We start from the raw sequence: 1881 nt of genomic DNA on the forward strand, positions 1-1881 counted from the left end.
CGAAGCGCCTTGGCAGCAGCTTCCTGCGCAGCGATCTCGACGTTAAGCGCGGCCGACCGGTCCGACCTCGCCGCCTTCCGGAACTCCGCATTGAGCCGAACGATGAGCGCGGCGACTGCTGATATCTCGTTCCCCGTAGCAAAGTCCTTCAGCTTGACCTGGACGTTGGAAAGCTTCTCTTGGATCACAACGTCCGCGAGATCCGGTACACCAACTGATTCCCGACCCCGCGCCCCCTCAACGGGATCTGCAAGAGGGCGTGGGATCTCGCCTTCTGGCACGTTTCTGCCGCGGACCGTAGCAGAGATCGGCACCCGCGGAAGTTGTTGATGCGCGGCAGCATCCAACAGGTCGTGCCCGCCAACGGTCGTTTCACGTTCGATCGCAAATACCATCGCTACATTCCTTAAGTTCGATAAGTGATCCCACGCAGCCTGTCAGGCGAAGTGCCTTATGAGATTCGCGTTGGAGTCACTCTGCCTCTCAATCGCCTCGGCAACGTTCTGTGTGGTCATCGTCCTGTCGAGAAGCAATTGCTTGATGAAGTCCATTTCATCGCTTTGCAGTTGTCTCAATCTTGCAATGCTCTTGCTAATGTCCAACGTTTCTGCCTGGGCGTCCGTTGCCTCCTTCTGCTGGATGCCATTGGCGATGCCAGCGCCAGCCTCGCCCAGCGATGCCACTGCCTCGCCGACCCGAGCCGCCGTCGAAAGTCTCTGGCCTATCTGAACAGCCTTGACAGAGTTAGACGGTATCAAGGCGGTAATACCCAATCCACTCGCAGCTCCACTAGCAAAGCCAGCGCCGACCGTTAGCACCGAGATAGCGAATATGATGCCAATCGTGATGACCGCGCTCAAAGTGTTGGCCTTGCCGTCCTCGATTCCGTCTTTCTCGAGACTCTTCGCAATTGCCGCGGTCATCTTATCGATGCCCCCCGTCTCGACGAGAGTCGCTACTCCAACGCTCACTGCCGCCGCCATGACTGCAAGCGTTCCGCCGGTGGCAACGGCAGCCAGGACCGTCAATCCGACCGCTAGCCATCCGAAGAACTTCATGATGCCGGAGCTCTTCTTTGCTTCTGCCAATCTTTTTGCCGCTTCAATGATGCTTTTAGAGGTTTCCTCGTGCAACTGCCTTTGCTGCTCTCCCCAATGTCGCGCGTCCTCTATTCCGGCTGCAACCTGTCCATCCGTCATCTTGGTCTTCAGAGCCAGAAACGTGGTAAGGAGGTCAATCGTATCGAACGCACGTGGTGCCGATAAGCCTGGAATCGAACCTGACGCGACAGCCTCTCCGGAACCTGATTGCAGCAACAGGTTGGCGTCAGTCTTGCGGCCATTGCCCGAAAGACCGGTGGCGGAGGCACTGAAAGGCAGCGTCCCGACTTCGGGGAGTGTTTTGCTCGTCAACGCCCACATGTTCACTCTATCCATGGCTGGACCCAAGTTGGGATTTGAGGCGGTTAAGCATCATCAGCCCACGCCCGGCCAAAGCCTTTTGTTCGGGCCTTCCGACACTCAGCGCCAAGCTATTCTCGAGTGCGGTGATGGCCGCTGTGGGATGATCGAGTTTGATGAAACATTCCGCCGCACGAAGCGGTATCTGCGGATCGTCACTATCCAGGAGCCCGGCCAACCGATAGGCGTGCATGGCGTTCTCTGGGTCCCCAAGCATCTGACTACTAGCAGCCAGACCAAACCAGAATCGTGCGTCGATGTGCCGGTGTAGGCACAAGAAGCGAAAGAAATTCCGCGCCTCCTCATACTTGCCGCAAGAATAGTAGCGGTGGCCAAATACATATAAGGCCTCAAGCTCATCGTCCGTGATCCCAATGACGCTAGCCAGGTCCGCGCGCCCTGCCACGAAGTCGATGGCGAG

Annotated in this window: 3 protein-coding genes; all 3 read right to left on the minus strand. The window is 57.5% G+C overall.

Going from position 1 to position 1881, the window contains the following annotated elements; genetic code table 11:
- The coding region (locus CWO89_RS43755) for a hypothetical protein (protein WP_130231890.1) at nucleotides 1-395 on the minus strand (395 nt) is incomplete at its 3' end.
- Nucleotides 396-437: 42 nt separating this feature from the next.
- Nucleotides 438-1436, minus strand: coding sequence for a hypothetical protein (locus CWO89_RS43760; RefSeq protein WP_130231888.1), 999 nt, complete (start codon nucleotides 1434-1436; stop codon nucleotides 438-440).
- A partial coding sequence (locus CWO89_RS43765) for a SycD/LcrH family type III secretion system chaperone (RefSeq protein WP_130231886.1) occupies nucleotides 1429-1881 on the minus strand: 453 nt, incomplete at its 5' end. The genes CWO89_RS43760 and CWO89_RS43765, both read right to left, overlap by 8 nt.

This window comes from Bradyrhizobium sp. Leo170 (assembly GCF_004296405.1).
Taxonomy (GTDB): Bacteria; Pseudomonadota; Alphaproteobacteria; order Rhizobiales; family Xanthobacteraceae; genus Bradyrhizobium.